The organism is Oligoflexia bacterium (assembly GCA_035326705.1).
Classification (GTDB): Bacteria; Bdellovibrionota_G; JALEGL01; order JALEGL01; family JALEGL01; genus JALEGL01.
This window is the reverse complement of the sequence record DAOLES010000001.1, coordinates 587418-614058: the sequence shown is the minus strand read 5'-3', so window position 1 is coordinate 614058 and position 26641 is coordinate 587418. Positions and strand designations below refer to the sequence as shown.

The 26641-nt window shown below is 35.0% G+C and carries 23 protein-coding genes; 19 read left to right on the top strand and 4 right to left on the bottom strand.

Translation table 11 applies throughout. From position 1 onward, the window contains the following. Window positions 1-31 precede the first annotated feature (31 nt). The 5 genes from PKC21_02835 (at window position 32) to PKC21_02815 (ending at window position 7516) form a co-directional block, all read left to right on the top strand. The gene (locus PKC21_02835; protein ID HMR24268.1) at window positions 32-1987 is read left to right on the top strand and encodes a cation:proton antiporter; all 1956 of its coding nucleotides are present in this window, start codon (window positions 32-34) and stop codon (window positions 1985-1987) included. Between the two features lie 475 nt (window positions 1988-2462). Then, window positions 2463-2969: a hypothetical protein gene (locus PKC21_02830; protein HMR24267.1), complete on the top strand. Its 507-nt coding sequence runs from the start codon at window positions 2463-2465 to the stop codon at window positions 2967-2969. Window positions 2970-3365: 396 nt separating this feature from the next. Beyond that, complete coding sequence (locus PKC21_02825; GenBank protein HMR24266.1) at window positions 3366-4028, top strand: SDR family oxidoreductase; 663 nt, start codon at window positions 3366-3368, stop codon at window positions 4026-4028. A 185-nt stretch (window positions 4029-4213) separates the two neighbouring features. Further along, entirely contained in the window at window positions 4214-5569 is a 1356-nt protein-coding gene (locus tag PKC21_02820) for an MATE family efflux transporter (protein HMR24265.1), read from the top strand. 99 nt (window positions 5570-5668) lie between these two features. Then, window positions 5669-7516 carry an ABC-F family ATP-binding cassette domain-containing protein gene (locus PKC21_02815; GenBank protein HMR24264.1) on the top strand — a complete coding sequence of 616 codons (1848 nt, stop codon included), beginning with the start codon at window positions 5669-5671 and terminating at the stop codon, window positions 7514-7516. 85 nt (window positions 7517-7601) lie between these two features. Here the strand turns inward: PKC21_02815 and PKC21_02810 are convergent, their stop codons facing one another. Next, window positions 7602-8219, bottom strand: a complete 618-nt coding sequence (locus PKC21_02810; protein HMR24263.1) for a hypothetical protein — start codon at window positions 8217-8219, stop codon at window positions 7602-7604. A 120-nt stretch (window positions 8220-8339) separates the two neighbouring features. Here PKC21_02810 and PKC21_02805 point away from each other — a divergent pair, with 120 nt between their 5' ends. From PKC21_02805 to PKC21_02790, 4 genes are all read left to right on the top strand, one after another. Further along, window positions 8340-10094, top strand: a complete 1755-nt coding sequence (locus tag PKC21_02805) for a DEAD/DEAH box helicase (GenBank protein HMR24262.1) — start codon at window positions 8340-8342, stop codon at window positions 10092-10094. Between the two features lie 64 nt (window positions 10095-10158). Next, the gene (locus PKC21_02800; protein HMR24261.1) at window positions 10159-10533 is read left to right on the top strand and encodes a GFA family protein; all 375 of its coding nucleotides are present in this window, start codon (window positions 10159-10161) and stop codon (window positions 10531-10533) included. Between the two features lie 5 nt (window positions 10534-10538). Continuing rightward, window positions 10539-10919, top strand: a complete 381-nt coding sequence (locus PKC21_02795) for a DUF1428 domain-containing protein (protein HMR24260.1) — start codon at window positions 10539-10541, stop codon at window positions 10917-10919. A 3-nt stretch (window positions 10920-10922) separates the two neighbouring features. Beyond that, window positions 10923-11615: a DNA alkylation repair protein gene (locus PKC21_02790; GenBank protein ID HMR24259.1), complete on the top strand. Its 693-nt coding sequence runs from the start codon at window positions 10923-10925 to the stop codon at window positions 11613-11615. A 6-nt stretch (window positions 11616-11621) separates the two neighbouring features. Here the strand turns inward: PKC21_02790 and PKC21_02785 are convergent, their stop codons facing one another. Beyond that, complete coding sequence (locus PKC21_02785; GenBank protein ID HMR24258.1) at window positions 11622-12566, bottom strand: L-threonylcarbamoyladenylate synthase; 945 nt, start codon at window positions 12564-12566, stop codon at window positions 11622-11624. 98 nt (window positions 12567-12664) lie between these two features. On the opposite strand from PKC21_02785, the gene PKC21_02780 reads away from it, so the two are divergent. Next, window positions 12665-13246 (top strand): rhomboid family intramembrane serine protease, encoded by a 582-nt coding sequence (locus PKC21_02780; protein HMR24257.1) that lies wholly within the window; start codon window positions 12665-12667, stop codon window positions 13244-13246. A gap of 4 nt (window positions 13247-13250) precedes the next feature. Here the strand turns inward: PKC21_02780 and acs are convergent, their stop codons facing one another. Next, complete coding sequence (gene acs, locus PKC21_02775; GenBank protein ID HMR24256.1) at window positions 13251-15200, bottom strand: acetate--CoA ligase; 1950 nt, start codon at window positions 15198-15200, stop codon at window positions 13251-13253. Window positions 15201-15368: 168 nt separating this feature from the next. Between acs and PKC21_02770 the strand changes: the two genes are divergently transcribed. The 5 genes from PKC21_02770 (at window position 15369) to PKC21_02750 (ending at window position 20310) form a co-directional block, all read left to right on the top strand. Then, window positions 15369-16973, top strand: coding sequence for a glycerol-3-phosphate dehydrogenase/oxidase (locus PKC21_02770; GenBank protein ID HMR24255.1), 1605 nt, complete (start codon window positions 15369-15371; stop codon window positions 16971-16973). Window positions 16974-17030: 57 nt separating this feature from the next. Next, window positions 17031-18725: a chloride channel protein gene (locus tag PKC21_02765; protein HMR24254.1), complete on the top strand. Its 1695-nt coding sequence runs from the start codon at window positions 17031-17033 to the stop codon at window positions 18723-18725. A 116-nt stretch (window positions 18726-18841) separates the two neighbouring features. Next, on the top strand, window positions 18842-19201 hold the full coding sequence (locus PKC21_02760; protein HMR24253.1) for a hypothetical protein: 360 nt from the start codon (window positions 18842-18844) through the stop codon (window positions 19199-19201). Between the two features lie 12 nt (window positions 19202-19213). Further along, a complete protein-coding gene (locus PKC21_02755) occupies window positions 19214-19501 on the top strand; it encodes a hypothetical protein (GenBank protein HMR24252.1) in 288 nt (95 codons plus the stop codon). 77 nt (window positions 19502-19578) lie between these two features. Next, window positions 19579-20310, top strand: coding sequence for a Crp/Fnr family transcriptional regulator (locus tag PKC21_02750; protein ID HMR24251.1), 732 nt, complete (start codon window positions 19579-19581; stop codon window positions 20308-20310). Here PKC21_02750 and PKC21_02745 read toward each other — a convergent pair. Then, a complete protein-coding gene (locus tag PKC21_02745) occupies window positions 20307-20978 on the bottom strand; it encodes a sulfite exporter TauE/SafE family protein (protein HMR24250.1) in 672 nt (223 codons plus the stop codon). The two genes, PKC21_02750 and PKC21_02745, sit on opposite strands and share 4 nt — an antisense overlap. A gap of 86 nt (window positions 20979-21064) precedes the next feature. Between PKC21_02745 and PKC21_02740 the strand changes: the two genes are divergently transcribed. The 4 genes from PKC21_02740 to PKC21_02725 all read left to right on the top strand — a co-directional run bounded on the left by PKC21_02740 (window position 21065) and on the right by PKC21_02725 (window position 26603). After that, the gene (locus PKC21_02740) at window positions 21065-23419 is read left to right on the top strand and encodes a heavy metal translocating P-type ATPase metal-binding domain-containing protein (GenBank protein HMR24249.1); all 2355 of its coding nucleotides are present in this window, start codon (window positions 21065-21067) and stop codon (window positions 23417-23419) included. Between the two features lie 170 nt (window positions 23420-23589). Then, window positions 23590-25872, top strand: a complete 2283-nt coding sequence (gene ccoN / locus PKC21_02735; GenBank protein HMR24248.1) for a cytochrome-c oxidase, cbb3-type subunit I — start codon at window positions 23590-23592, stop codon at window positions 25870-25872. A 3-nt stretch (window positions 25873-25875) separates the two neighbouring features. Further along, window positions 25876-26046 (top strand): hypothetical protein, encoded by a 171-nt coding sequence (locus tag PKC21_02730; protein HMR24247.1) that lies wholly within the window; start codon window positions 25876-25878, stop codon window positions 26044-26046. Next, a complete protein-coding gene (locus PKC21_02725) occupies window positions 26043-26603 on the top strand; it encodes a cbb3-type cytochrome c oxidase N-terminal domain-containing protein (GenBank protein ID HMR24246.1) in 561 nt (186 codons plus the stop codon). Before PKC21_02730 ends, PKC21_02725 begins: the two co-directional genes overlap by 4 nt. The last annotated feature ends 38 nt before the right edge of the window (window positions 26604-26641 follow it).

The following is a 26641-nucleotide window of genomic DNA, read 5'->3' as shown; positions in this document are numbered from 1 at the left end:
AATTTAAGTGATATATACATAAGGAAATCAAATGGGAATTGCTACTGACATCATATACTTAATTATTACGGCGTTTTTTTTGGGTATTGTTCTGCAACGTTTAGGGCAGCCAATTATTCTTGGATATATTGGGGCAGGTATTCTTTTGGGACCGCATACAGGCGGAGTAACGGTTTCAGATGTTCATGAAATTGAAAAGTTGGCTGAAATTGGGGTAGCACTTTTATTGTTTGCCTTAGGTTTAGAGTTTTCATTTAAAGACTTAAAGCCGGTGAAATGGGTTGCGTTAGGAGGTACTCCTATACAAATGTTATTAACCATTGCATTGGGTTATGGAATTGGAGCGTATTTTGGTCTTGATTGGAAAGAGTGTATTTGGTTAGGATCACTTCTTTCTCTATCTAGTACCATGGTAGTGTTAAAAACTTTAATGAATCAAGGCTGGTTGGGAACATTATCAAGTAAAGTAATGATAGGCATGCTTATTGTTCAAGATTTAGCAATTGTGCCACTTATGATTCTTCTTCCACAATTGAATGATCCTTCTGGGGGTGTATTAATATTAATGATGTCTCTGTTAAAAGCACTTGGATTTATTGCAGCTATGGTTGTGGTGGGGACACGTGTTTTTCCAATGATTTTGTCATATATTGCAAAATTAGGGTCAAAAGAATTGTTTTTGTTAGCCATTGCCGCTTTGGGACTAGGGGTTGGCTATCTTACTCACCTAGCAGGGCTATCATTTGCTTTTGGTGCATTTGTTGCTGGAATTGTGTTGAGTGAGTCTGACTTTGGTCACCAAGCATTGAGTGACATTATTCCATTACGTGATTTATTTGGTTTATTATTTTTTGCTTCTGTTGGAATGTTATTGGACCCCGTTTTTGTAATCAATCATTATTTAGAAATCTTATTCTTGGTTGTTGTGATTAGTTTTGGAAAAGGATTGATTTTTTCAGGCATTGCTAAAATTTTTCGTTATAAAAATATTGTACCCATGGCAGTTGGAGCAGGGTTATTTCAAGTAGGTGAGTTTTCATTTGTTCTTGCGCAACTTGGAGTCTCCAGTAACGCAATTTCTCAAGACTTGTATGGGCTGGTATTGAATACTGCAATCATAACAATGGTTATTACACCCTTTGTTTCAAAACTGGTTCCTAAAGCCTATGCATTTAAAAAACGTTTTGTAAAAAATGAAAAACTATCCATGGCAAATATAAGTGAGTCTAATTTAAAGAAACATACAGTGATTGTAGGTGGTGGAAGAGTAGGGTCTAGCCTGGCAAAAGTGTTCCAAAAAATTGATAAATCTTTTATTATCATAGAGCATGATCATTATCGTTTTTTAGAACTTAAAAAAAAGAATGTCCCCGTTATTTATGGTGATGCAAATCATACCGTTGTGCTCAATTCTTCAAAAGTAAGTCAAGCGCATAGTATGGTTGTAACAAGTCCTGATTTGGTTATCAGCACCAATATTATTAAAAAATCAAAACAAATTAATCCAAACCTAGCTTTTGTGGCAAGAGCTTCAGATATATATTCTTTAACAACATTTCAAAACTTGGGTGTACAAAATGTTGTTTTGCCTGAATATGAAGCAAGTTTTGAAATGCTTAGAGAAACATTATTATTAGATGAAATGCCTGTGAATGAGATTCAAGCCTATACAGAAGATCTTCGTAAAGATTTATTTTCACCTTACTTTACTAAAAATGGAGAATACGAAACTTTACAACAACTTAAAACCGCTGAGCATCAATTCCCACTGAAATGGTTTCAAATTAAAGAAACCAGTCAGCTCAAAATGCAAACAATTGGTGGCTCACAAACGCGTTCAAAAACAGGTGCTTCAATTGTAAGTATTGTTAGAAAAAACGTTGCTATTCCAAATCCAGAAATAGATCAAATTTTTCAAGTTGGAGACTGGGTTGCGATTATAGGTAATAAAGATGCACAAAAAGCATTTTCAGAACTTGCCAAATAACTACCCCATATACAAATAGAATAAATTGTGTTGTTAGAATTGCTATGGGGTAAGCAATTCAATTAGAATATTATAAACTAAAGAACTTGTCGTTTGCGATAAAACAAGAATAGACCACAGTAAACATAAATTTTTTTGTTTGATTTTAACATAAGAGTTTATATTGTCGTTATCTATAACTGGTAATGCAATAAGTTAAGATTTTTTTTTGTAAAAACACAAGTCGCCTTTGATATAGCTAAAAGTAAATCAGTGTATTTTAAGGAGCTTGGATTTTATAAATTTATACCTGTTGGGGATTATTTTTTGATTTTGAAGAACATTGAAGTCATTTAAACTAAAAAAGAATTATTGTAATTGATTGCTTTGATTGAGCTAACTTTAGTCAGGTGAATAAAAAGCTAAAAGAGATATGTATAGATATGAAAGAGTTGTTAAAAGCAATGAACAACAATAGAACAAAAAGGAGCAAACAATGAAAAAAATAATGATAGCTTTGGTAACAGGCTTTATATCTTTTGCCTATGCTAATGAAACCTATATTGTAGAAAACAATGATAGAGATATTCAAGTAGGAGCAGTATTTTTGATGCCCTATCAACTGAGTGAACCAGAAGGTTCAACTGCATCCTTATTTGGCGCAAGGGGTGAGATTTTTCCAGATCCAAGCTGGAGCTTGGGTATAGAAGCTATATTTGGAGTTGAGGATAAAGGTTTTGATGAAAACCCACTTTACGTAACGCCGTTACTTAATTTTTATCCTAGTTCCAATAGAGCCATTGAACCTGTTGTTAACTTAGGGCTTCCAATTTTATTGAATACATCTGATAATAATATTGGTGTAAGAGGGGGGATAGGTTTAATGACCACATTGGGTGATACGGGCCTGGGATTAAAGTACTCTTTTGATGTAAATTACTTTTTTGATCAAGAGGTACTTAGTCTAAACCTTGTTAACTTGGCATTAAACTACTCATTTTAATTAAACTTAATTAAAAAAGCCTCTTTTTCATCTTACACAGGGATGATGAAAAAGAGGTTTTTTTATTGTTCAGTTTAAGAATAATATTCTTTTTAATACTGGAAACGATATTCAGGCGTTTGTTGGTCCAGCTCCAAGTATTTTATTTAGTGATAATATAAGAAGTGATCCTCAAATTGATTCTGACTATAAAGCTCTTTCAGCAATTAGTCCGGGAGTAGATGCTGGCATTGATGTTGGCTTAGATTTTTTAGGCAATGCGCCTGATATTGGAGTATTTGAATATTCAGAATAATTGATTCTCAAGTTAGAACTTTTTTAGACTATAGCATTGATGTTATTACTTTTTCTGATAGTGTCTATTAATCATAATGAATTGAAGACTTAGGAGATAACATGAACATTGCAATTATTGGGTCTAATAGAGGCATTGGTTTAGAGTTGGTTAAACAGTATGTACAAGCAGGACATAATGTCTATGCTTTTTGTCGGCGTTCATCAGCAGACTTGGAGCAAGTAAAGCCCAAAAAAATCATTACTGGTTTTGATGTTCAAGAGTTTACTTCAGCTAAACATGCATTGAATACAATAAAAGACATTCACTTTGATCAAGTGATTCATGTGTCAGGAATTCTTAAAGGAGACCGTCTAGAAACACTGGATGAAACAGGTTTACTTAAACAGTTCCACGTAAATGCCATTGGACCAATCTTGAGTTTTAAAAGTTTTTTACCATTCATGAACAAAGGAACAAAATTTTCAATATTGAGTAGCAGAGTAGGTTCAATTGCGGATAATAGTTCTGGTAACAATTATGGATATAGGATGTCAAAAGCTGCGGTTAATATGGCTGCAAAAAATTTAAGTATTGATGCGAAAGACAAAGAAATAACAGTCCTAATTTTACATCCCGGTTATGTTAAAACAGATATGACTCAACATACTGGAAATATAAGTGCAACTGAATCTGCCCAGCAGTTAATAAAACTGATTGAAGAAAAGAGCTTTGCTGATACCGGTACTTTTTGGCATGCCAATGGTGAAGCTTTACCTTGGTAACAAAAGAAAATTATGCAATTATTTTGATTTAACGCTTAATCATTAAATATACTACTGATGGCTGTTCTTTAGATTAAAAGGCAAGATTAGCGGCGTCGCGCTTAAACTTTTAATAAAACAAGATTTTTTTACTTAAATAGTATAGCTATACAAGCTAATTTTTTATTAGAACTGGATTCTTTAATATGAAAAAAGAAGTGTATAAAAAAATATGGGCAATTGCTTGGCCATTGATTATTGCCAATAGCTTTTGGAATTTACAATTAACCATTGATAGAATTTTTTTAGGTGGTTTTTCAACAGAAGCCTTAGGTGCTGCCATGGCAGTCATGGGGGTCTTTTGGGTACCTATGGCTTTATTACAGCAAACTGCGGCCTATGTGACTACCTTTGTTGCACAGTTTTTTGGAGCAAAAAAGGAGCATAAAATTGCAAGTAGTCTATGGCAAAGTATTTATATCAGTATTATTGGGGGAATTTTGTTTTTTGCTTTGAACTTTTTTTCAAAACCATTTTTTGAATTTGTGGGGCATTCAGATAACATACAAAAATTAGAGATCATTTATTACAATGCATTGAGTTTTTCTGCTTTGCCTACAGCCTTGGTTGCGGCCATTAGTGGCTTTTTTACAGGTTTAGGCTTAAGCAGACAAGTGATTGGAATCAACCTTATAGGTTTATTATTTAATGTTATCCTGGATTATTGCTTAATCTCAGGAAATTTAGGTTTTGATGCTTACGGTATAGCCGGTGCTGGTTATGCCACAGCCTTGGCAACATATTGCGCAGTGATTTATGGAATCTATTTATTATTAACCCATAAAAAAGTTAAAAGATACAATCTTTTTCAATCCATCAAACTTGACTTAAAGCTGATGAAAAAATTTATTCGTTATGGCATTCCTAGTGGTTTTCAATGGGCTTTAGAAGGTTTAGCATTTACTGTCTTTTTAATCATGATGGGTAACTTAAAAAACGGTGATGTAGCCTTATCCAGTTCAAGTATCTCCGTTACTATTATGTTATTGGCAGTTTTACCTGCCATGGGGGTTGCGCAAGCCGTATTGACTTTGGTTGGTCAAAAAATGGGAGAGAAACAACCAGAACAAGCTCAAGAATACACTTGGGGGGGAGTACAAATATCATTTGTTTACATCTTAACAGTGGCTTTAAGCTTTATTGTGTTTCCTGAGTTTTATTTGTCTTGGTTTAAAAACGAAGCCAATCCAGTATTATGGTTAGAAGTGAGCAATACAGTTCCTACGTTATTAATGATTGTTGGAGCGTTTACTATTTTAGATAGTATGTACCTTAATATTTCTTTTGCTCTGAAAGGGGCAGGAGATACAAAGTTTGTTTCTTTAATGGCCTTAATTATTCCATGGCCGTTTATGGTTTTTCCTACATATATGTTAAAAAGTCATTCTAATGCACTTATTTTGTCATGGATCAGTGTCCTATTTTACGTAACAATTATTAATGCAATACTATTCATAAGGTTTAAAAGAGGTTATTGGAAAACTATTGATATGGTTCATTAAGTTATGTCTGGTGCTTAAGATTAACCTTTGTTTAAAACAATATGAATATTATTTTTGTGCTAGACTATTTTTTATTTTAAAGTAGGTTACAGCAACATTATGTCAAGTCCACTTTTAAGCGTTAATCAGTTAAGCCAAGCGCATGGCGTAAAAAAGCTTTTTAAAGACTTAAGTTTTGCAATTCAACCTCAAGATAGAATTGGTTTATTAGGACCCAATGGAGCTGGAAAGTCGACCTTATTGAATATTATTGCAGGTCAGTTGAAAGCTGACTCTGGCCAAGTCATTTATTCACAAAATTTAAAATTTGGATATTTAGATCAAATCCCTACATTTAAACACGAAACAATTGAAGAGGAACTTTTAGCTGTTTTAGAGGATGCTTTTGACAAACGGCAACGGTCAATGGCAGAAGAGCTCATATCTCGCTTAGGTCTTGATACGGGAAGTTTCAATAGGCATGCTGAACTTAAAACTCTATCAGGAGGACAGCAAAAAAGAGTAGCATTGGCTAGAGAGTTATTGAAACAACCAGATTTATTAATCTTAGATGAACCCACCAACCATCTTGATATTGAAAGTTTATTGTGGTTGGAAGATTATCTTGAACAGCAAAAAAACTTAACTTTACTGTGTGTCAGTCATGATCGCTTATTTTTGCAAAATGTATGTCATACAATTTTTGATTTAGATCCAAAATATAAAGATGGCTTGTTAAAAATTGATGGGTCATATGATCATTATTTACAACACAAAGAAAATATATTGCAGACACAAGAATCTTTAGAGTCAAGTCAAGCTAATGTTTTGCGTCGAGAAACAGAATGGTTGCAACAAGGTGCCAAAGCAAGAACAACAAAAGCCAAAGCCCGGATAGAAAATGTCTATAAGTTAAAAACTGAAGTTGAGGCTTTAAGAGCACTGAATAAAAAGCGTGATCTTAGCATTGAGTTTTCCGTCAATGAAAAGTTACCTAAAAAACTTATAGAGGCTAAAAAAATATCAAAAGCTTATGCTGATAAAACTTTGTTTAAAAATTTTGATTTGAATTTAATGGCAGGCTCAAGAATAGCTTTATTAGGCAAAAATGGCGTGGGTAAAACCACTCTGATACGGTGTTTGTTGGGTGAAGAAAATGTGGATGCAGGACATATAGAAAGGGCAGAGAATTTATTTGCCAATTATATAGATCAAGCAAGAGCAGGTTTAGAATTAGAAAAAAGTTTAATAGAAAATTTAGACAGCCAAGGTGGGCATGTTTTTGTTAACGGGACACCTTGGTTTATTGACGCCTATTTAAATAGGTTTAATTTTAAAAAAGAACAGTTTAATATGCCTGTTAAAGCTTTATCTGGAGGAGAAAAGGCACGCTTGATGCTGGCCAAGTTAATGCTCAAACCATCACCTATTATTGTTTTAGATGAACCAACCAATGATTTAGATATAGAAACCTTGGATGTGTTAAGAGATGCTTTAAAAAGTTATACCGGGGCAGTTATTTTAGTAACACATGACAGGTTATTCATGGAGCAGGTCTGTGACAGTATTATAGCCTTTACAGAAAAAAACGATTTATTAAATGATGAAGAGGGAGAGCTTATTCGCTTTGAATCTTATTTACAATGGCAAGATTGGAAGAATGAACGTAAAAAGCAAGAGCAAGCTAAACTTGAACAATTAAAACAAACCCAAAAAAAGAAAAGCTCAAATGTATTAAAAATGAGCTATAAAGAAAGTTATGAACTAGAGCATATTGAGTCGCATATTCAGGAAAAAGAAGAGCAGCTCGAAGCAGTTAAACGCGAAATTACCAGTGAAGCCGTTGTCAGTAACCCTGAGAAATTAATTGAATTGTCAAAACAGTTGAATGCTTTAGAGAATGAAGTTGAAACAATGTATCAACGCTGGGCAGAGCTGGATGAAAAGCAAAAGCTTTGTATGAAGTAAGTTTTAAAGAGAAAGGTTTTAAGCTGTAGTGTGGGGTATAAGTTTAAATTTTCAGAAAATTAAGTTACCATCAATATATTCTCTATTATGGAAAAATATAGCGAAAAATACTGTAGCGCTCTGTACCTATCCATTGGTCAATGGTTTGAGAAACTTCTTCAAAATTGTCATTGTAAGCTGAAATCGAATCAAGGTTTAAATATTGTTTCCAGATTGTAGATATAGAAATTAAGTTATTAATGGTTTCAATGCATTGTACTGTTCTTTTTTGCTCACATTGCTCATAAAAATTTGGAAAATTGGATTGCCAACCATTCAGAAAAAACTGAGTTAATAATATTATTCCATAGTCTGTTGGTAAGTTATTGACCAAGGATTTATATTGTTGATAATTAAGGTTATACAAGCTTTCACTTAAATACTTCAGATCTGTAACAAAGTGGATTCTATATTTACCTGTAATAAGATATGAATTTTCAAGTGCCATAAACTTAGTGTCTGAAATAGGAGCCCAACTCAACTTAAAATCTAGACGATTAACATGACTTTTCCTAAATTTAAAGTCATTTGGGTTGCTAGGGTTGTACTTGATTTCAAATTTTTCCAAAGCCGCTTTAAGTTCATATAAAGTGGGGTTGGACGCTTTTAACGTGTTGTAAGATGAAAAAATTAAACTAATAAATATAACAAGTACTTGCCGCATGATTCCCCCAATCTTTAATTCTACTAGATCTTTTTATATGCTTTGTCTATAGAAAATTTTTAAAATTTTAATCATTAAAGATCTGGAGCCTGAAAACACTTTTTGTTATGAGTGAATGTTATGTATACTTTGCGCTCGTATCAGAAACAAGCTGTTGAGAGTACCATTAGGTATTTTCAAAAAAAGCGCGATCCAGCCTTGATTGTTTTGCCCACTGGGGCAGGTAAAAGTTTGGTGATTGCTGAGCTGGCACGTGTTGCCAAAGGCAGGGTCTTGGTTTTGGCGCATGTCAAAGAGCTGGTTGAGCAGAATCATGCTAAATTTGAAAGCTATGGCCTTAAAGCTGGAGTATACTCTGCAGGTTTAAATAAAAAACAAAGCCAAGACAAAGTTATTTTTGGCAGTATTCAGTCTGTTGCTAATGCAACGGACAATTTCTTTGAGGCTTTTACTTTGTTGGTGATTGATGAGTGTCACCGAGTCAACATTGATTCTGATACCCAATATGGAAAAGTCATTCAAAAACTGAAATCTAAAAACAATGATTTATGTATTCTAGGTTTAACAGCCACTCCCTACAGAACAGATTTGGGTTGGTTGTACAATTATGCAGAGAGTGGTGAGGTGAAAACAACGGAGCCCAGATTTTTTCAGTATTGTATTTTTGAGCTTCCATTGCAGTATATGATTAAGCATGGGTACTTAACCCCTCCTGTAAAAGTAAATATTCCTGTTACTTGCTATGATTTTTCTGAACTAGCAGAGCCCGGAAAACTTTATACAAGCAAAGAAGTGGATGAATTGTTAAAACAGCAACGCAGTCTAACACCTCTCATCATAAAAAATATTGTTGATATTACTGAAAAATATGATCGTCAAGGCGTGATGATTTTTAGCAGTACGGTTAAGCATGCCAAAGATATTCTTAAATATTTGCCAGCGGGTGAAGCACGTTTAATTATTGGAGAAACAGAAAATTTAGAGCGTGATCAAATTATAGAAGCTTTTAAACAAAAAGAATTTAAGTACCTGGTAAACGTATCAGTTTTGACCACAGGCTTTGATGCTCCGCATGTAGATGTCATTGCTATTTTAAGGCCCACTGAGTCTATTAGTTTGTATCAACAGATTGTGGGTAGAGGTTTGCGTTTAGATAACCATAAAAAAGATTGTTTTGTTTTGGACTATACAGGCATGAGTTATGATATTTACAGTCCACAAATCAGTGATAGAAAAACCACATCCAACTCTGTACCTGTCTTAGTTGAATGTCCGCAATGTTCTTTTGAAAATACTTTTTGGGGTATTGTTGATGATGAAGGTTATGTGATTGAACACTATGGTAGAAAATGCAAAGGAGGTGTGTTTGATCATGAATCGTACACCATCAAACCCTGTGCTTATAGATTTAGATTTAAGCTATGTGACAAATGTGGTGAACAAAATGATCTGACGGCAAGGACATGTACCAGCTGCCAGCATGAACTGGTGAGTGCAGAAGAAAAACTAAAGCAAGCCAAGTTGTCTAAAACAGCCCATGTCCTGATTCCAGATCATGTTGAATGGCAAGAAAGAAAAGATAAAAATGGCAATGATTTTTTACAAATTAAATATTATGATTTTGATGCCAACGCTTTGTCTGAGTATTATTATTTAAATAACCGAACCAGCATTCAGAAGTTTCATATTAATTTTTTACGCTCGCATATGAAAAGACCAGAAATGCCAATCAATATCAATTCTATTCAAGATGTTATTGCTGCACAAAAACAGTTTAGAATGCCGGCGTTTATCATAGCCAGAAAACAAGATAAATTTTGGAAAATAACTGAAAAAATCTTTGCCGAAGAAGTACAGCATAATGTAACGTACTAACAAAACAAAGGAGAAAAGAACCATGCCAAAAAATACTGCCAGTTGTTTATGTCAATCCGTAAAAATGCAAGCAAATCAGGCCAAGACAGCAGTTGGTGCCTGCCATTGTGGTATGTGTAGAAAAGTTGCTGGCGGCCCCATGTTGGCCGTAGAATGTGGGCAAGATGTTCAAATATCGGGTCAAGAGCATGTAGGAATTTATAATTCTTCAGATTGGGCAGAAAGAGGTTTTTGTAAAGTTTGTGGCAGTGGTTTATTTTATCGTTTAAAAGAGAGTCAACAGTACTATATTCCTGCAGGATTGTTTGAAAATCAAGAGTTTAAATTTGATCATCAGGTTTTTATTGATGATAAACCCGACTATTATGATTTTGCCAATGAAACCTATAATATGACTGGACAAGAAGTTTTTGAAAAAGCCAAGAGCGAAGGAGTTTAAGCCATATGTTTTATATTGATGCCTATGTTATCCCTGTTAAAAAAGATCGTTTAGATGAATACAAAGTACTATCTCAATTATCGTCAGAAGTTTGGCTAGATCATGGAGCTTTATTTTACACAGAAGCTTTGGCTGACGATGTTAATTTAGGTGAAGTCACCTCTTATTATAGAAGTGTTGATTTAAAAGAGGATGAAGTTTTGGTAACAGGTTTTGCTGTTTACAAAAATAAAGAAGATAGAGATACGGTAAATAAAAAAGCCATGGAAGATCCCCGGTTCAAAGATGTTGATTTTGATAATGCTCCCTTTGATATGCAGCGTATGTATTGGGGAGGATTTTCCAGTATTACGGCTCTAGGCGCAATTGATCAAACTAAGTTGTAATAAATGAGCTTGTTAGCGATTGATAAAGAACTTAATGCTTTAAAAAATAAAACTTACGCTGAACATGCGCAGAGGTTTTTTAAAACGGCAAAAGGCGAGTATGGTGAAGGTGATTGTTTTTTAGGTATTCGTGTTCCTGCTCTTAGAAAGCTTGCCAAACAATATAAAAATATTGATTTGAGTGCTGTTCAAAAACTTTTAGATTCAAAATGGCATGAAAAAAGATTGATGGCTTTATTTATTTTAATTCATCAATATAAAAACAGTCCAGATCAAGTTTATAAAATGTATATTAATAATTTTAAAAACATCAATAACTGGGATTTGGTAGATACCAGCTGTCATAAAATTATTGGTCCTTATCTTTTTGAAAAAGATAGATCTATTTTGTACAAGTGGTCAAAGTCAAAAGATTTGTGGACCAAGAGAATCAGTATGATGTCCACTTATTACTTTATTCAAAGAAAACAATTTGAAGATGCTTTAAATTTGGCAGAAATATTATTGAATGACAAACATGATTTGATTCATAAAGTGGTGGGGTGGATGTTACGAGAAATTGGTAATAAATCAAAAGCAACAGAAGACACATTTTTAAAAAAGCATTACAAGGTTATGCCTAGAACCATGTTGCGCTATGCTATTGAAAAATATCCCCAGACCGAGAGAAAAAAAATATTGAATTCTTTGTGGTAAGATCAGTTAGTCAATAATAGCTGAGGAAGCTTTTTTTAATCGGTCTAAGATACCAAACCATTGAGGATCTTTTTGCCAAGAAGATTTTATATGGCAGACAAATGAATCCTGGTGAATATCTTGGTGCAATAAACTGTAAAGCTTTCGTGCTGCCATAATTGGGTCATCAGGAAGTTTTAACTCAGCATAACGTTTAATTTTTTTAGTGTTTAAAAAATTCGTTACAATCGATAAATCAAAAGTTGATGTTAAAAATAAAGGTTTGCTTGGCATGTAGTGATCTTCCATCATGCCTGGTGCTTCAATAGAACTTGTATGTTTTATTTCTGTACAATCAATACCTATGGCCGCAAAGTCCTTTTTGTTTAGCATCCCTGGCCGTAAGATCTTTATGGGTGTTTGACTTAAATCAACTATGGTTGACTCTATACCTACTGTGCATGGGCCACCATCTAAAATATAAACATCTTGTTCTAAAAAAGCTTTTTTTACATGTTCTACTTGGGTTGGGCTGGTTTGTTTGAATTTATTGGCACTTGGAGCAGCCAAAGGAACGCCCAATGATTTAATAAGCTTTTGCGTTAGTGGATGTTTTGGAAAGCGGATTCCCACCGTAGGTAAACCGGCAGTAATCATATCAGACACATGTTCTTTTTTGGGCAGAATTATGGTCAAAGGACCTGGCCAAAAGGTGTGCGCAATCATTTGAGCCGTTTCTGTCCATTGAGTTGTTAAGCTTTTGGCTTGTTCAATAGAGGCAACATGAATAATCAAAGGATCAAAAAAGGGTCTTTCCTTAAGGCTGAAAATTTTATGAATTAATGCTTCATTATTAATGGGTGCCGCCAAGCCATAAACAGTTTCAGTGGGGATGGCCACAAGCTTTTTCTGTTTAAAGGCTAACAATGCTTGCTCAATGTTGTGATCAATATTTGTTATATTATGGGTCACGGGCTTGCTTTATCATAGTTTTATTAAAATCGGTATGCGCAATTGATACTGCTCATAAAGTTAATTTTTATCTATATTTATGTTACATAGTAAGGATTGTGATAAAAAGTTTTGTTCCATTGTGTATTGCGCTAAATGTTATAGTTTTTTTACTCTGGCGGACCTTGCCCAGAGAGTTTATGTTTGAAAACTTTACCGTGAGTTGGCTTGCTTTAAGTCAAAGTAGGTTTTGGACATTAGTCACTTCTGCATTTTCTCATATTGAATTATGGCATTTGTTGATTAATATGTTTGTATTAAATAGTTTTGGGCCAGTATTAGAACATATTGTTGGAAAAACATCATTTTGGCGCTTTTATATTTTTGCAGCTATTATTGGTTCCTTGGCGCATGCTGTTGTTAGCAAATTTTTAATGAACCAAGCAGAGCTACCTGCTGTTGGAGCTTCTGGAGCTATTGCCGGGGTCATTTTATTATTTGCTTTAAAGTTTCCTAAAGAGAAAATTTTGTTGTTTGGAATTGTACCTGTACCGGCCTTGATTGGCTCCATGCTTTTTATTGGTATTGATGTTTGGGGTTTAATTGCCCAAACTAAAGGCGGTGGGCTGGGTATTGGCCACGGCGCACACTTGGGTGGGTCATTGGCCGGACTACTTTACTATCTGATGTATATCAAATGACGAGTTAAGTCATTTGCTTGCGTTGTTCAATTAAGCTTTCAACGCACTCTGGGTTGGCTAGCGTGGAAGTGTCTCCCAAACTATCAAAATCTTTGTGTGCAATTTTTCTTAAAATTCTACGCATCACTTTACCACTTCTAGTTTTTGGTAGTGCATTACAAATTTGTACATGTTCAGGTCTTGCAAATGAACCAATCAAGGTTTTGACTTGATTCTTGATAAGATCAGGCCATTGTTCAGCATTACTCTCACTGAACTCATGATTTAAGACAACATAAGCATATATGGTTGTACCCTTGATGTCATGGGGTATGCCAATAACAGCAGATTCAGCAACATCATGGTGCTCAACAATAGCACTTTCTATTTCAGCAGTACCAAGGCGATGCCCAGAAACATTGATCACATCATCCATTCTACCTGTTATCCAGAGATAGCCATCGGCATCTCTTTTTGCGCCATCTCCGGTAAAATAATAGCCCTTGTGTTGTGAAAAGTAGGTTTCATAAAAACGTTTGTGGTCTTTATAAATAGTTCTAGCTTGGCCAGGCCAAGAATCTGCTATGCATAAAGCACCTTCACCTTCTCCCACAATAATTTGGCCCTCATTGTCTAGAATTTGTGGCTTGATACCAAACAAAGGTAAAGTAGCACAGCCAGGTTTGGTTGGTGTGGCTCCGGGTAAGGGTGAAATAAGAATACCACCGGTTTCAGTTTGCCACCAAGTATCAACAATTGCACAACGTTTTTCACCGACAATGTCATAATACCATTTCCAAATTTCTGGATTGATGGGTTCTCCTACGCTGCCCAAGATACGCAAGCTTGATCGGTCATGTTCAGTAACCCATGCATTACCTTCAGCTGCAATAGCTCGTAAAGCAGTAGGAGCGGTATAAAAAATATTAACCTTCAAGTCTTGAACAATTTGCCAGTAACGACCTGCATTGGGATAAACGGGAGTGGATTCAAAAATAACGCTTGTTGCGGCATTGGCCAGTGGACCATAGACAATATAGGAGTGTCCAGTAATCCAACCGACATCTGCGGCACAAAAATAAATATCATTTGGGTGATGGTCAAAAACCCATTTATGGGTATTTGAGGTATATACCATATAGCCACCGGTTGTATGCAACAGACCTTTGGGTTTACCAGTGCTACCAGATGTATATAAAATAAACAAAGGATCTTCGCTGTCTACCCATTCAACAGGACAGTCCGTGCTTTGTTTTTGCATTTGTTCTTTTAAGTCATAGTCTCTTGCATCTTGCATATTTACATTTGTTGTTGTGTGTTGATATACCAACACACTTTGCACAATATCTTGTCCTTCTAAAGCTTTATCAACAATGTTTTTTAATGCAATACTGCGCCCGCCTCGTAAACCTTCATTGGCGGTTAACAAGACTTTGCTACCAGAATCTATAATTCTGTCTTTTAAGGCTTCACTGCTAAAACCGGCAAATACCACTGAATGTATGGCACCAATTCTGGCGCAAGCCAGCATTGAAAAAATTGTGTGGGGTACCATGGGCATGTAAATACAGACACGGTCACCTTTTTCAACACCATGAGCTTTAAGGGTGTTTGCCAATTGGCTAACCTTTTCTAGTAAGGTTTGATAACTAATATGTTCATATTGCCCCGCTTCATCTTTAGCCCATATTAAAGCTGTTTTTTGACCTAAGCCGGCTTCAACATGCCTGTCAACACAATTGTAACAAGCATTAAGCTTACCTTGGACAAACCATTCTATTGCAGCATCATTAAAGTTGGTTGCTTTAACCTGTTGGTAAGGCTCAGACCAGAAAATGTTTTTTGCCTGCTCATGCCAGAAACTTTCTATATTGTTGAGTGATTGTTGGTAAAGTTTCTGATAATCAGAGAACGATTGAATATGGGCGTCTTTTTGAATTTCCGCCAGAGGAGAGTAGCGTTTGATTTTGCTCATTTTAAATGTATAGCAAAGATTTTTAACATCAAAAAATAATCTAAGGCATATTTAGATTATTCTTCTGCTTACAATGAATAAAATATCCAAACTCAATTCTAAGTATAATCTATTTTAAGAGATAAAATACTGTACCCAGCCCTATAAAGCCATTAAAGTATTTTATGCATGCAAGAAACAGACTATGATTTATTGATTATTGGTGGTGGAATTCAAGGAGCTGGCGTTGCAAGAGAGGCAGTATTGCAAGGCTTAAAAGTTTTACTGTGTGAAAAGAAAGATTTTTTAAATGCCACCAGCAGTCAAAGTTCAAAATTAATTCACGGTGGTTTAAGGTATTTAGAGTCACTGGAACTGAAACTGGTTCATGAAGCTCTCTTTGAAAGAAAGACAATTTTAAAAAGTGCCAAGCATGCTGTTTATCCACTTAAGTTTTTTATACCCAGATACAGCAGTAACAGTAGGCCATTTTTTATCTATCGACTAGGTTTGTGGATGTATAAAATGTTGGCAGGCAGGAAAATAATAGGTTCTTTTGGTGTAGAAGAAGGGCAAAGTATTCAAAAAAAATATAGCTTCCTTAAAGAGAACTTTAATAAAGCAGCCTTTTATTATGACGCGAGAACCGATGATTTTAGACTGGGCTTAGACTGGTTATTGGATGCACAAAAAAAAGGACTCAATTGTTTAAATTACACTGAAGTAAAGAATGTAAAAAAAAAGGATGATTGCTTTTATCTTCAAATTGAATCAAATGGAGTCAGTAGTACAGTAACAGCAAAAACAGTTGTTAATGCAGCTGGACCATGGGTAAATGATATTGATCAAAAAATAAAGCACATTTCACGCTATAATGTAAAATTTGGCAAGGGTGTGCATGTGTTGTTTGAAACAGATATTTGTTTAAAAGAAGCTTTTTTGTTGGAAGTGCCCAATGAAAAAAGGATTTTTTTTATTCTACCTTGGAAAAAGAATAGAATATTAGTGGGTACAACAGATACTGAGTATCAACAAAGCTTAGAAGATATTCATGCCAATGAAAATGATGTTAACTATATTAAACAGGCTCTGCAGCATTATGTTAAATCTGATTATTTGAGTCAATTAAAGCCAGTTGCTTTGATGGCTGGTGTTCGGCCATTGGTGATGCGCAATTCTAAAAGCAGTCAAGAATTGTCCAGAGGCTATGAAATTGAACCTACCTTGGAGGGTATGTGGAATATTGTGGGGGGTAAATATACGGTGTTTAGAGAAGTTGGTGAAAAAGTTGTAGCAGAAATTCTACAATATTTAAATAAAGATACACAATGCGATTCAGAATCACTACCACTAACAAATTCACCCAAAGAAGATTTAGAAAATTTTATTCAAACTAATAAAGCTGAGCTTATAAATAAGTTAAGAATAAATAAAGAACACGCAGAAGATTTTTTAAAACGATATGGTAAGTCTTGGCAACAACTACAAGTTTATTTTAATACTAAAGATCAGATTGATATTAAACCTTGGATTAAATCATTTTCTTATTATCCTCAAGAACTGATTTATTCAATTGAACATGAACATTGTAAAACCCTTGAAGATTATATGATGCGGAGAACCAGTCTTTTTTATACCCAATCAAGTGGAGTGGAAATTATTGATGAGGTATTAAAAGTTCTTCATGAAAAAAATCAGTTATCCCCTAAGGTTATAGAAAAGCAAAAAAGAGATTATCTTAAAAAAGTAGCAACAATGAAAAATCTTTTGCAAAAAGTGTTTGAACCAGTTTGATTGAAAAGGTTTTAGAGGAATAAATAAAAGAATAGTAGGACTAGGTATAAATTTTTTATGGATAAAATAGGGCAACAGTTTAATTATCGTTTAAATATATATGCTTTATTGGTTGGTGTTGTGTCAGCTTTAGGAGCAATCGCTTTTAGGGCAATGATTGGCTTTGTGCAAAATATTTTATTTAGACAAGAAATCAGCTTTAATTTAATTGATCATTTAGAACAGACAAAAGAAGTGTGGTTTATTTTTTTGCCGGTGATTGGTTTTGTTTTATCGCATGCATTAATTGAAAAATTTGCTTCTGAAGCCAGAGGCCATGGCGTCCCAGAAGTTATTGCAGCAGTTCAACACAAGTCTGGTGTTATTCGTAAGCCAGTTGCTTTGGTTAAAACCTTAGCTTCAAGTTTAACGATTGGAGCAGGTGGGGGATTAGGAAGAGAAGGCCCTATTGTTCAGATTGGCGCTGCTATAGGTTCTTTTTTAGGCCAAAGTCTAGGTTTAAAACAAGAGAATTTAAAAATTTTGGTTGCCTGTGGTGCGTCAGCAGGAATAGCAGCTACTTTTAATACACCCATCGCAGGTGTGATTTTTGCTATTGAGTTAATTTTACTCGAATGGCGAGCCAAATCTTTTATCCCACTGGTTGTTTCTACTGTCTTTGCTACCTTGATTTCTCGCTATTATCTTGGCGATCAGCCTGCATTTTCAGTACGAGAGTTTTCTCTTAGAACCAATTCGGAAATAATTTTTTATTTATTTCTAGGGATTATAACAGGGCTAGGAGCATATATATTTGTCAATGGTATCGATTGGGTTGAAAATAAAATTCAACAGCTGGTTAAAAATGCCTGGTTGCGAGCTGTGGTTGGGGGTGTGTTGGTTGGTGCGATGGCCTATTTTTTTCCGCAGTTGTATGGCGGCGGCTATGAAGCAGCGAATGCGATTCTTCAACAAAAATTGGCGATTTATTTATTGTTACCCTTGTTCTTATTAAAAATTTTATCGGTAGGATTAACCCTTGGTAGCGGGGGCTCAGGGGGTGTGTTTGCACCTTCTTTATTTATGGGAGCATTGGTTGGTGGGATTTATGGTGTTTTTGTACATGCTTTGTTTCCCCACAGTACAATGCCTTATGGAGCTTATGCATTGGTGGGGATGGGCAGTTTTTTTGCTGCAGCATCACGGGGGACATTTTTTTCAATCGTTATTTTATTTGAGATGACAAGAAACTACTCCATTATCCTGCCAGTAATGTTTGCTTGTGTGGTTGCAGATCAGGTATCCATGGTCTTATTGGGTAAGTTTTCTTTGTATGCACGACATTTACAACAGAAAAAACTACCTTTTGCGATGGACTTTAAGGTTGATCCTTTTGAGATGACATCGGTTGCAAAAATTATGGTGACCCAGATCGATTATATTAAATCTGGAACATTGGTGATTAATGCTTGGCAAAAAGCTAGACAGAGTAAACATAGTGTTTATCCAGTTTTGGGTAAAGATGGTTTGTTGCTTGGGGTGATTTCTTATTTTGATTTAGAGATGTTGCAAAAAAAACATGGTCAAAAAAAGGTAGATGAAGTGATGAAACTTAAATCATGTATTGCTTTTGATGATGAAACTGCTAGAACAGTGATTGAGAAACTAGACCAATCAAGAGATCCGCGTGTATTTATTGTTGAAAGAGGCAGTAATAAGCTTTTAGGGGTTGTTACTCCTACTGATCTGATCAGGTATAATGATAAAGCGTAAACTTTTTTATTGTGCAAATTTACATACTGTCTTTGGTTAGGTTGCAAGCTTTTACAAAAAGAATATGAAACACTATGGAGTTAAAATAAATGAGACTAAATTCTTTATATAAGCTAATGATGATTTTTCAATATATTGTTAAGCCAGTGATTGGTTATAAAACCAAACGTTATCAGGTTCAATGTGCAGCAAAATACATAGAGTTGGGCATGCAAGTTCGTAAAATATTTATGTGGGCACTGAGTGGATTTTTTCTGATGATCCTGGCCATTGTTTACAGTACGGTATATTTTTTGGTTATTTTTCCAAATGAAACTGCTTATACGTCTAGTATCCAATTTTGGTTGGCTTTGGTGAGCATGGTAGCGGTTATACTGACATATTTTGCCATTTGCTCACAATGGTTTTGGATAAAGTTACTTAGAATCAATGAAATTTTGTCTTACATAGAGACAGATAAAAACAACAACAATTAGAGAGGTGTAATTATGGCAAAAAATGTTTCATCTATAAAAAAAGCACTTGATTTACTTAAACAAGCTGCGCAAGAACAAAAAGATGATTTACAAACCTTATTTTCAAAAGAATACGAAGAGCTTGGAAATGTTATTTCTGAATTAAAACCAAAGTTTGAAGAAACAGCTAAAAAAGTAAATCAAAAAACTCAAGATTTAAGTGAAGATATCATTAAAGGTACTCAAAAAGAACCCCTAAAAGCATTGGGTATTGCCGCTGGTATAGGGTTTGTTCTTGGGTTAATTGTTAATAAAAAATAATAATTTCAATAACTTAATTCTATTTAATTTTTTTGTGTCTTTGTCTACAAACATGATATAGATCATGTTTGTAGATTATGGAAACCATTAAGCCATATAAAGCATGCCATGTTCATGATAAGGAAAGTTGTTTAACCTGCCCATCTAGAATTAACGGCATTTTTTCTGATTTAGCTGAAAAACATCTTCAACAACTGGATTTACATAAGAGTAATCATCATTATAAAAAAGGACAGACCATTTTTTATGAAGAAAGTGATTGTCCCGGCGTTTTTTGTCTTGTTTCTGGGCAAGTAAAGTTGGTTAAAAATGGCGCAGAAGGTAAAGAAACCCTGTATAAAATCATAAGTCCAGGAGAAGCTATTGGGGTGTATGATATTATTTCAAAGCAAAGCAGTAACGTTACAGCCGTTGCCATGCAAGATACAGAAGTTTGTTTTGTCGATAAAAAATTTATTATAGGTTTAATTAAAAATGATAGTGATCTTGCTTTGAAAGTTATTCAAAAAATGACACAAGATCTACATGACTTTGAAAATAGACTTAACGATATTCAAAATAAAGATGTACAACAGAGAATAGCAAAACTATTATTTGTATTAAGTTCAACACACGGCACTGAGACTGAACAAGGTCTTTTTTTAGATATCAAACTAACGCGTTCAGATATGGCTGCCATGGTTTCCACAACACCTGAGTCAGTTATGCGTACACTTTCAGAGTTTAAGAATTTCGGCCACATTGATCTGATTTCAAAAAAGATATATCTAAAAAAAATAGAAGAAATAAGACAGATTGCAGAAGTTTAATGCATATGGCTACTGCTATGCGAATACATAAAATTCATCATAAAAATGAACAGTAATGATACGGTAGCCAAAGTATGGTAAACATACTGCTGATTTTTTTTAGACAATGATTTAAAAAGTTTTACCCCTAAAACATTAACTCCAAATAGCATGGGCATGGTTCCAAGAGCAAAAATAATAAGGCTGATAAGGGCTGTTTTAATGTTGGGTGTGGTTAAAGCAGCAATATAAGCAGCATAGAGCATGCCACAGGGAAAAATACCTGAAAAAAGACCAACACCAACACTTTTGTGCTTTTTAGGGAACACTTTTATGGCCGAGCTTTGTAACTGGATGAACAGTTTTTTAATAAATAAAGGGGCAGAAAAAAGCCTAAAAAGGCTATTGCTTAATATGACAATGATCAGAAAAAGAGCACTAATTTTTTTAACCTGAGGCGTTAAAAAACGAGTGCCAATAAAGTAAAGTGCGGTTCCAACAACAATATAGGAAATCAAACGCGAAAAATTATACTTCAAACTTTCTTTTACAGCTGAGTCATTGTCAGAGATGAACAGCATGGCTATGGGGCCGCACATGCCAATGCAATGAAAACTGGTTAAGAAACCCAATACAAAAAAAGAAGAGTAAGTGGTTAATTCAGTTATATGGTGTGCTCCGTGTTCCATGCAGATGTTTATACGCAAGTTTTATGAAAAAAACATGATATTTCTCATGGTTTGTTTTATTGGAATAAGGTTAGAAGACGTTTAGCATGGGACAAGTATTGAAAAAACACAATGAAGAGCTTGAAGTGCAAACTGAACAATGTTTGCATTGTGGCTTGCGTATTCCCAGGAACGTAAAGTTAAAAAAAAATCAGGATTATCGTTTTTGTTGTTCTGGTTGCGAACATGTGTACGGATTAATCCATGAGTTAGGGTTAAAAAACTTTTACCAATTAAAAAATAGTGATCTTTCACCTCAGTCAGAAGATGATTTACGTAAAAATAATTTAGATACTTTTGGAACATTTTATGAAAAGCATAAGCAAAGGTTGATTTTTCATGTAGAAGGCATTCAATGTTCAGCATGCGTTTGGTTGATTAAGAAAGTTGCAAAAAAATATGATTTAAAAGTGAATATCAATACAGTTGCTTCAAGTATAAATATTATCAATCAAGCTCCCGACTTTGAAAAAACAAAAGATTTCTTAAAAACCATTCAATCGCTTGGTTATAATATTGCTTTTGAAGAAAGACCAACCAATAATAATAAAACATTACTGATTCGTTTGGGTGTTTGTACGCTGCTTGCAATAAACATCATGGGACTTAATTTTGCCATTTATACTGGGCTAAATAAAGAAGATGGAATATTGTATGCTTTTGTGCAAGCTTTAATTATGGGTTTTGCAACGGTTTCATTTTTTGTTGGGGGGAGTTATTTTTTTAAAAAAACCTTTCGTGCAATAAAAAGTAAAGTTTTTCATTTTGATATCCCAATCACTTTGGGCATTGTACTTTCCTTTTTTGGCTCTTGGACGGCATTTCTTTTGGGTTATGAAGAGAAAACATATTTTGATAGCATGAGTGTGTTTATTGCATTGATGTTGTTGGGACGGTTTTTACAAGAGCGTTGGTTAGAGAGAAGCAGAGCAAGCATATTAAATTCTGTTAATTTTAAAGGCTTAAAAATTTTAAAGTTATTACCCAACAACACTTTAGATACCATTGATTTTTCTGATGTTAAAAATGGAGATAAACTGGTTTTAAGATCGGGTGATATTGTTCCAACAGAAAGTAAAGTTATTGACCCTGATCTTTTAGAGTTTGATTACCAGTGGATTAGTGGTGAAAGCGAGGCTGTTCATCAATCAAAAGGTGATGTGGTTTATGCTGGAGCAAGATACATTGGTATACAAATGGTGCATTTAGAAAGTTTGGAAGACTTTGAAAGTTCTAGGTTAAAAACTTTATCATCTACAATTGGTCAATCTGAATACGGTGGAGAAATCAGTTCTTTAGATTTTTCCAAGTACTATACAGTTTTTGTTTTGGTACTGCTGGCAATATCCTTTTCCTACAACATAATTAACAATAGTTTTGAGCAGGCTTTTTTGTCTGCTGTAACCATCAGTGTAATTACATGCCCTTGCGCAATTGGAATAACTTTGCCTATTGTACAATTTATTTTACAACAGAAACTTTTTAACAAAGGGGTATATATACAAAACGGCAATACATTAAGTGCAATAGCAAAAATAACGGCTATAGTATTTGATAAAACCGGCACATTAACTTTTTTAAATAAAGAAATCAGTAAGAGTTTATCTTACCATCAATTATCCAATGAAGAAAAAACAGTTTTGTTCAGTGCAGTTGCACAAAGTAAACATCCGTTTAGTCAGCAGATCTTTAATAGTATGTTAGAAGAGGAATTAACATTGTTGGATATCAAAGTGACAGAGAAAATTGGTGAAGGGTTGTTTTTTACTTTTCAAGGGCAAAATTATTACCTTGGAAAAGATAAAACCAGTACTGAACCATCCGTTGTATTTATGAAAAATCAAAAAAAATGTTGTGATTTTAGGTTCAATGAAGTCTTACTTAAAGATAGTGAATCCGTGCTACGAGACTTAAAAAAAACAAATAAATTGTATCTCTTAAGTGGAGACAAAAAAGCAGCAGTTTTAAAAATTGCAAAAAAACTTCATATCAATGAAGAAAATGTTAGATATGAATGTTTACCGCATGAAAAACTTGCATGGGTGAAACAAACTTTAAATCAAGAAAAGACATTGTATTTAGGCGATGGTCTCAATGATCTTGAAGCCATGCAAGCGGCATATATTTCTGGCGCAAGTTTGTCGCAAAGCTTGGTGGCTGCTAGCAGTGCTAGCTTCAGCTTTAAACCTTTTTCATTACTGTGGCTAAAAGATTTTTTTGAATGCGGAAAAATATGGAAAAAGTTAGTTTACTTTAATTATAGTTTAGCTTTGGTGTATAACGTCTTGGTGGCATGGTTAGCAACCATAGGATGGATAGGGCCTTTAGAAGCTGCAATCATTATGCCCGCTTTTTCAATTGCAGTATTGGTGATTTCATCTAAACAAATCAAAAAAACCTGATACAAATCATCTTTTTATTATGAATATATTGATACTACTCATCGCAATTGGCATAGCAATCATCTTACTGGCAGCCTACTTTTTTGTATTCACTGTCAAAAATGCTGAGTACGAGCATATGGATGATTCTGTGTGGTTACCATTTGATGATGAAGAAAGTGAGATAAAGCGTGAACAGTAAAGAGATTCATTTTGATGATTCGATTGTAAGACAATTTTCTTGGGCCACCATGATTTGGGGTGCTGTGGGGATGTTGGTTGGAGTGATTGTGGCTTTGCAAATCGCTTTTTGGCAAACCAATTTTGGACCGTATCTGAGCTTTGGTCGATTACGACCTTTGCATACCAATGCTGTTATCTTTGCCTTTGTGGGTAATATGATGTTTGCGGGGATTTATTATTCAATGCAAAGGCTCTTAAAAACGCGGATGGCCAGTGATGTTTTGAGTAAGCTGCATTTTTGGGGTTGGCAACTGATTATTGTTTTAGCAGCGGTCACTTTGCCTTTGGGCTTGAGCCAATCTAAAGAGTATGCTGAGTTAGAGTGGCCCATTGATATTTTGGTGGTGATTGTTTGGGTTATTTTTGCCATCAACTTTTTTTGGACCTTGGCCAAGCGTAGAGAAAAGCATATTTATGTGGCAATCTGGTTCTATATTGCATCTATTGTTACTGTAGCTATTTTGTATTTGGTTAACAATATGAGTTTGCCGGTTTCTTTGACCAAGTCATACTCTGTTTTTTCAGGCGTACAGGATGCTTTGGTTCAGTGGTGGTATGGACACAATGCAGTAGCGTTTTTCTTGACCACACCTATTTTGGGCATCATGTACTATTTTGTTCCTAAGTCTGTTGAACGTCCTGTGTACTCGTATCGCTTATCCATTGTTCACTTTTGGGCCTTGGTTTTTATGTATATTTGGGCGGGACCACATCACCTTTTATATTCAGCACTTCCTAGCTGGGCACAAAGCTTGGGTGTGATTTTTAGTGTGATGTTATGGGCACCAAGTTGGGGCGGAATGATCAACGGTTTGTTAACTTTGCGTGGGGCATGGGATAAACTCAGAACAGATCCAGTGGTCAAATTCTTTGCGGCAGCCATCACTTTTTATGGAATGGCAACCTTTGAAGGCCCCATGCTTTCTATTAAATCATTCAATGGTTTGGTTCACAGTACAGACTGGATTATTGGTCACGTGCATGGTGGAGCTTTGGGCTGGAATGGCTTTATGGCAGCAGGAATGTTGTATTGGTTAATCCCGCGTTTGTATGGCACCAAACTTTGGTCTAAATCCTGGGCTAATTTTCATTTCTGGATTGGCTTATTTGGTATTCTACTTTATGTGGCCGCAATGTGGGCCAGTGGCTTAACACAAGGTTTGATGTGGCGTGCACTTAATGCTGAAGGCACATTGTTGTACCCAAACTTTCTTGAGGCTATTACCAAAAGTCACTTGATGTATATGATGCGCTTGATCGGTGGTACCTTGTATTTGGTTACCTTTATTATGATGATCATTAACTTGTTCAAGACAGCCAGACAAGGGCAAGCTACTGACTATAAAATTCAAGTTATTGAAGAAGAAAAAGCTGAAGAAGATTTATCCTGGAAAAAAATAGTATTCAGTCCAATTTCTATGGTGGTCATTTTGGGCTTGGTTTTAATGTTTGGATTGCTAACCAAAAGCTTATTACACTATTTTGTATGGATAGGCTTGGCTATGGTTTTTACCGTGGCTGCCATCTTTACGTTTTTAAGTGCTAAAAAAGAAAAAGTCAGTTGGCACAGAGCTTTAGAGGGTAAAGCCTTATTGTTTACGGTTTTTACCTTGATTGCGGTTTTAATTGGCGGAATGGCACAAATTATTCCTGCAGTTATGGTGGATAAGGCTGTACCTATGAAACATAATGCCTCAGTATACCAACCCCTAGAACTGGTAGGTAGAGATATCTATATACGAGAAGGCTGTAATAACTGTCACACGCAAATGGTCCGTAGCTTACTGTCTGAAAGTATGCGCTATGGTCATAAGTCAGAAGCCTGGGAATTTGCCAATGACTTTCCTCATCTTTGGGGATCAAAGAGAACTGGTCCAGATTTGGCTAGGGTTGGGAAAAAATATCCAAACTTGTGGCATTACAAACATATGATTAACCCTAGATCTACTTCACCAGGCTCTAATATGCCAAGTTATGAGTTTCTTGAACACTCAAAAGCAGATTATAGCAGTCTAAGCTATAAAATGCGTACTTTGAAAAAGCTTGGCGTTGATTACAGTCAAGACATGATCAATAATGCAGAACAGTTAGCAACTGAACAAGCCCAGTCTATCGTTGATGACCTTCTTGCACAAGATAAGGTTGATACATCTGCCGATACTGAGCTTGTGGCGTTGATTGCATACTTACAAAAACTGGGTGTTGACCGAAAAAACATTAAGGAGCAATAAAGGATGTTAAAAGAAATATTAACAGAAAATGCCTGGTTGAACTTAGCTCTTGTTGCGCAACTGTTCACTGGAGCAGTTTTTTTGGGTGTTTTAGCCTATGTTTTCAATAAAAAAAATAAAGAGAAATTGACCAATGAGTCAACCGTCCTTTTTTATGAGGAGTTAAAACAATGAGTGATGAACAAGATAAAAAAATAGAAGGTCACAGTTATGATGGGATTGAAGAGTATGATAACAATCTCCCTAATTGGTGGTTGGTAACATTTTATTTAACCATTATTTTTTCTTTTGTTTATTGGACCAAATACTATGTGTTCACTGAAAAAGATCCTCAAGAAACCGAGTACGCCCAAGCTTTGGAAAAACATGAGCAGAAAATGGATAGCCTTAAAAAGGATGTCAGTAATGAGGATATTATTGCAATGGTCAATGACTCAGCTGTTATAGCTCGTGCAAAAGAAGCTTATGTAACCAACTGTCAAGTATGTCATGGTGCAAATGGAGAGGGCGGAATTGGCCCTAACTTAACTGATAAAGCTTGGATCCATGGTTATGAACCCAGTAAAATTATACACACCATTAACCAAGGTGTTCTTGAAAAAGGGATGACCGCATGGAAAGGTGTTTTGTCAGAAAGTACCATTCATGAGCTTACAGCTTATATTATTAGTTTAGAAGGCAGTGAGCCTGATAATGCTAAAGAGCCACAAGGGGATATTATTAAAGGCTAGTACTACAAGGTGCAAGCAAAAATATTTAATATAAGGTA

Excerpts from the sequence above, each read along its gene's own strand:
- PKC21_02725 (HMR24246.1), top strand. The coding sequence starts at position 26,043 with ATGAGTGATGAACAAGATAAAAAAATAGAAGGTCACAGTTATGATGGG.
- PKC21_02765 (HMR24254.1), top strand. The coding sequence starts at position 17,031 with ATGGATAAAATAGGGCAACAGTTTAATTATCGTTTAAATATATATGCT.
- PKC21_02755 (HMR24252.1), top strand. The coding sequence starts at position 19,214 with ATGGCAAAAAATGTTTCATCTATAAAAAAAGCACTTGATTTACTTAAA.
- PKC21_02805 (HMR24262.1), top strand. The coding sequence starts at position 8,340 with ATGTATACTTTGCGCTCGTATCAGAAACAAGCTGTTGAGAGTACCATT.
- PKC21_02825 (HMR24266.1), top strand. The coding sequence starts at position 3,366 with ATGAACATTGCAATTATTGGGTCTAATAGAGGCATTGGTTTAGAGTTG.
- PKC21_02740 (HMR24249.1), top strand. The coding sequence starts at position 21,065 with ATGGGACAAGTATTGAAAAAACACAATGAAGAGCTTGAAGTGCAAACT.
- PKC21_02800 (HMR24261.1), top strand. The coding sequence starts at position 10,159 with ATGCAAGCAAATCAGGCCAAGACAGCAGTTGGTGCCTGCCATTGTGGT.
- PKC21_02810 (HMR24263.1), bottom strand. The coding sequence starts at position 8,219 with ATGCGGCAAGTACTTGTTATATTTATTAGTTTAATTTTTTCATCTTAC.
- PKC21_02820 (HMR24265.1), top strand. The coding sequence starts at position 4,214 with ATGAAAAAAGAAGTGTATAAAAAAATATGGGCAATTGCTTGGCCATTG.
- PKC21_02760 (HMR24253.1), top strand. The coding sequence starts at position 18,842 with ATGATGATTTTTCAATATATTGTTAAGCCAGTGATTGGTTATAAAACC.
- PKC21_02730 (HMR24247.1), top strand. The coding sequence starts at position 25,876 with ATGTTAAAAGAAATATTAACAGAAAATGCCTGGTTGAACTTAGCTCTT.
- PKC21_02790 (HMR24259.1), top strand. The coding sequence starts at position 10,923 with ATGAGCTTGTTAGCGATTGATAAAGAACTTAATGCTTTAAAAAATAAA.
- PKC21_02830 (HMR24267.1), top strand. The coding sequence starts at position 2,463 with ATGAAAAAAATAATGATAGCTTTGGTAACAGGCTTTATATCTTTTGCC.
- PKC21_02815 (HMR24264.1), top strand. The coding sequence starts at position 5,669 with ATGTCAAGTCCACTTTTAAGCGTTAATCAGTTAAGCCAAGCGCATGGC.
- PKC21_02795 (HMR24260.1), top strand. The coding sequence starts at position 10,539 with ATGTTTTATATTGATGCCTATGTTATCCCTGTTAAAAAAGATCGTTTA.
- PKC21_02770 (HMR24255.1), top strand. The coding sequence starts at position 15,369 with ATGCAAGAAACAGACTATGATTTATTGATTATTGGTGGTGGAATTCAA.
- PKC21_02750 (HMR24251.1), top strand. The coding sequence starts at position 19,579 with ATGGAAACCATTAAGCCATATAAAGCATGCCATGTTCATGATAAGGAA.
- PKC21_02745 (HMR24250.1), bottom strand. The coding sequence starts at position 20,978 with ATGGAACACGGAGCACACCATATAACTGAATTAACCACTTACTCTTCT.
- acs (HMR24256.1), bottom strand. The coding sequence starts at position 15,200 with ATGAGCAAAATCAAACGCTACTCTCCTCTGGCGGAAATTCAAAAAGAC.
- PKC21_02835 (HMR24268.1), top strand. The coding sequence starts at position 32 with ATGGGAATTGCTACTGACATCATATACTTAATTATTACGGCGTTTTTT.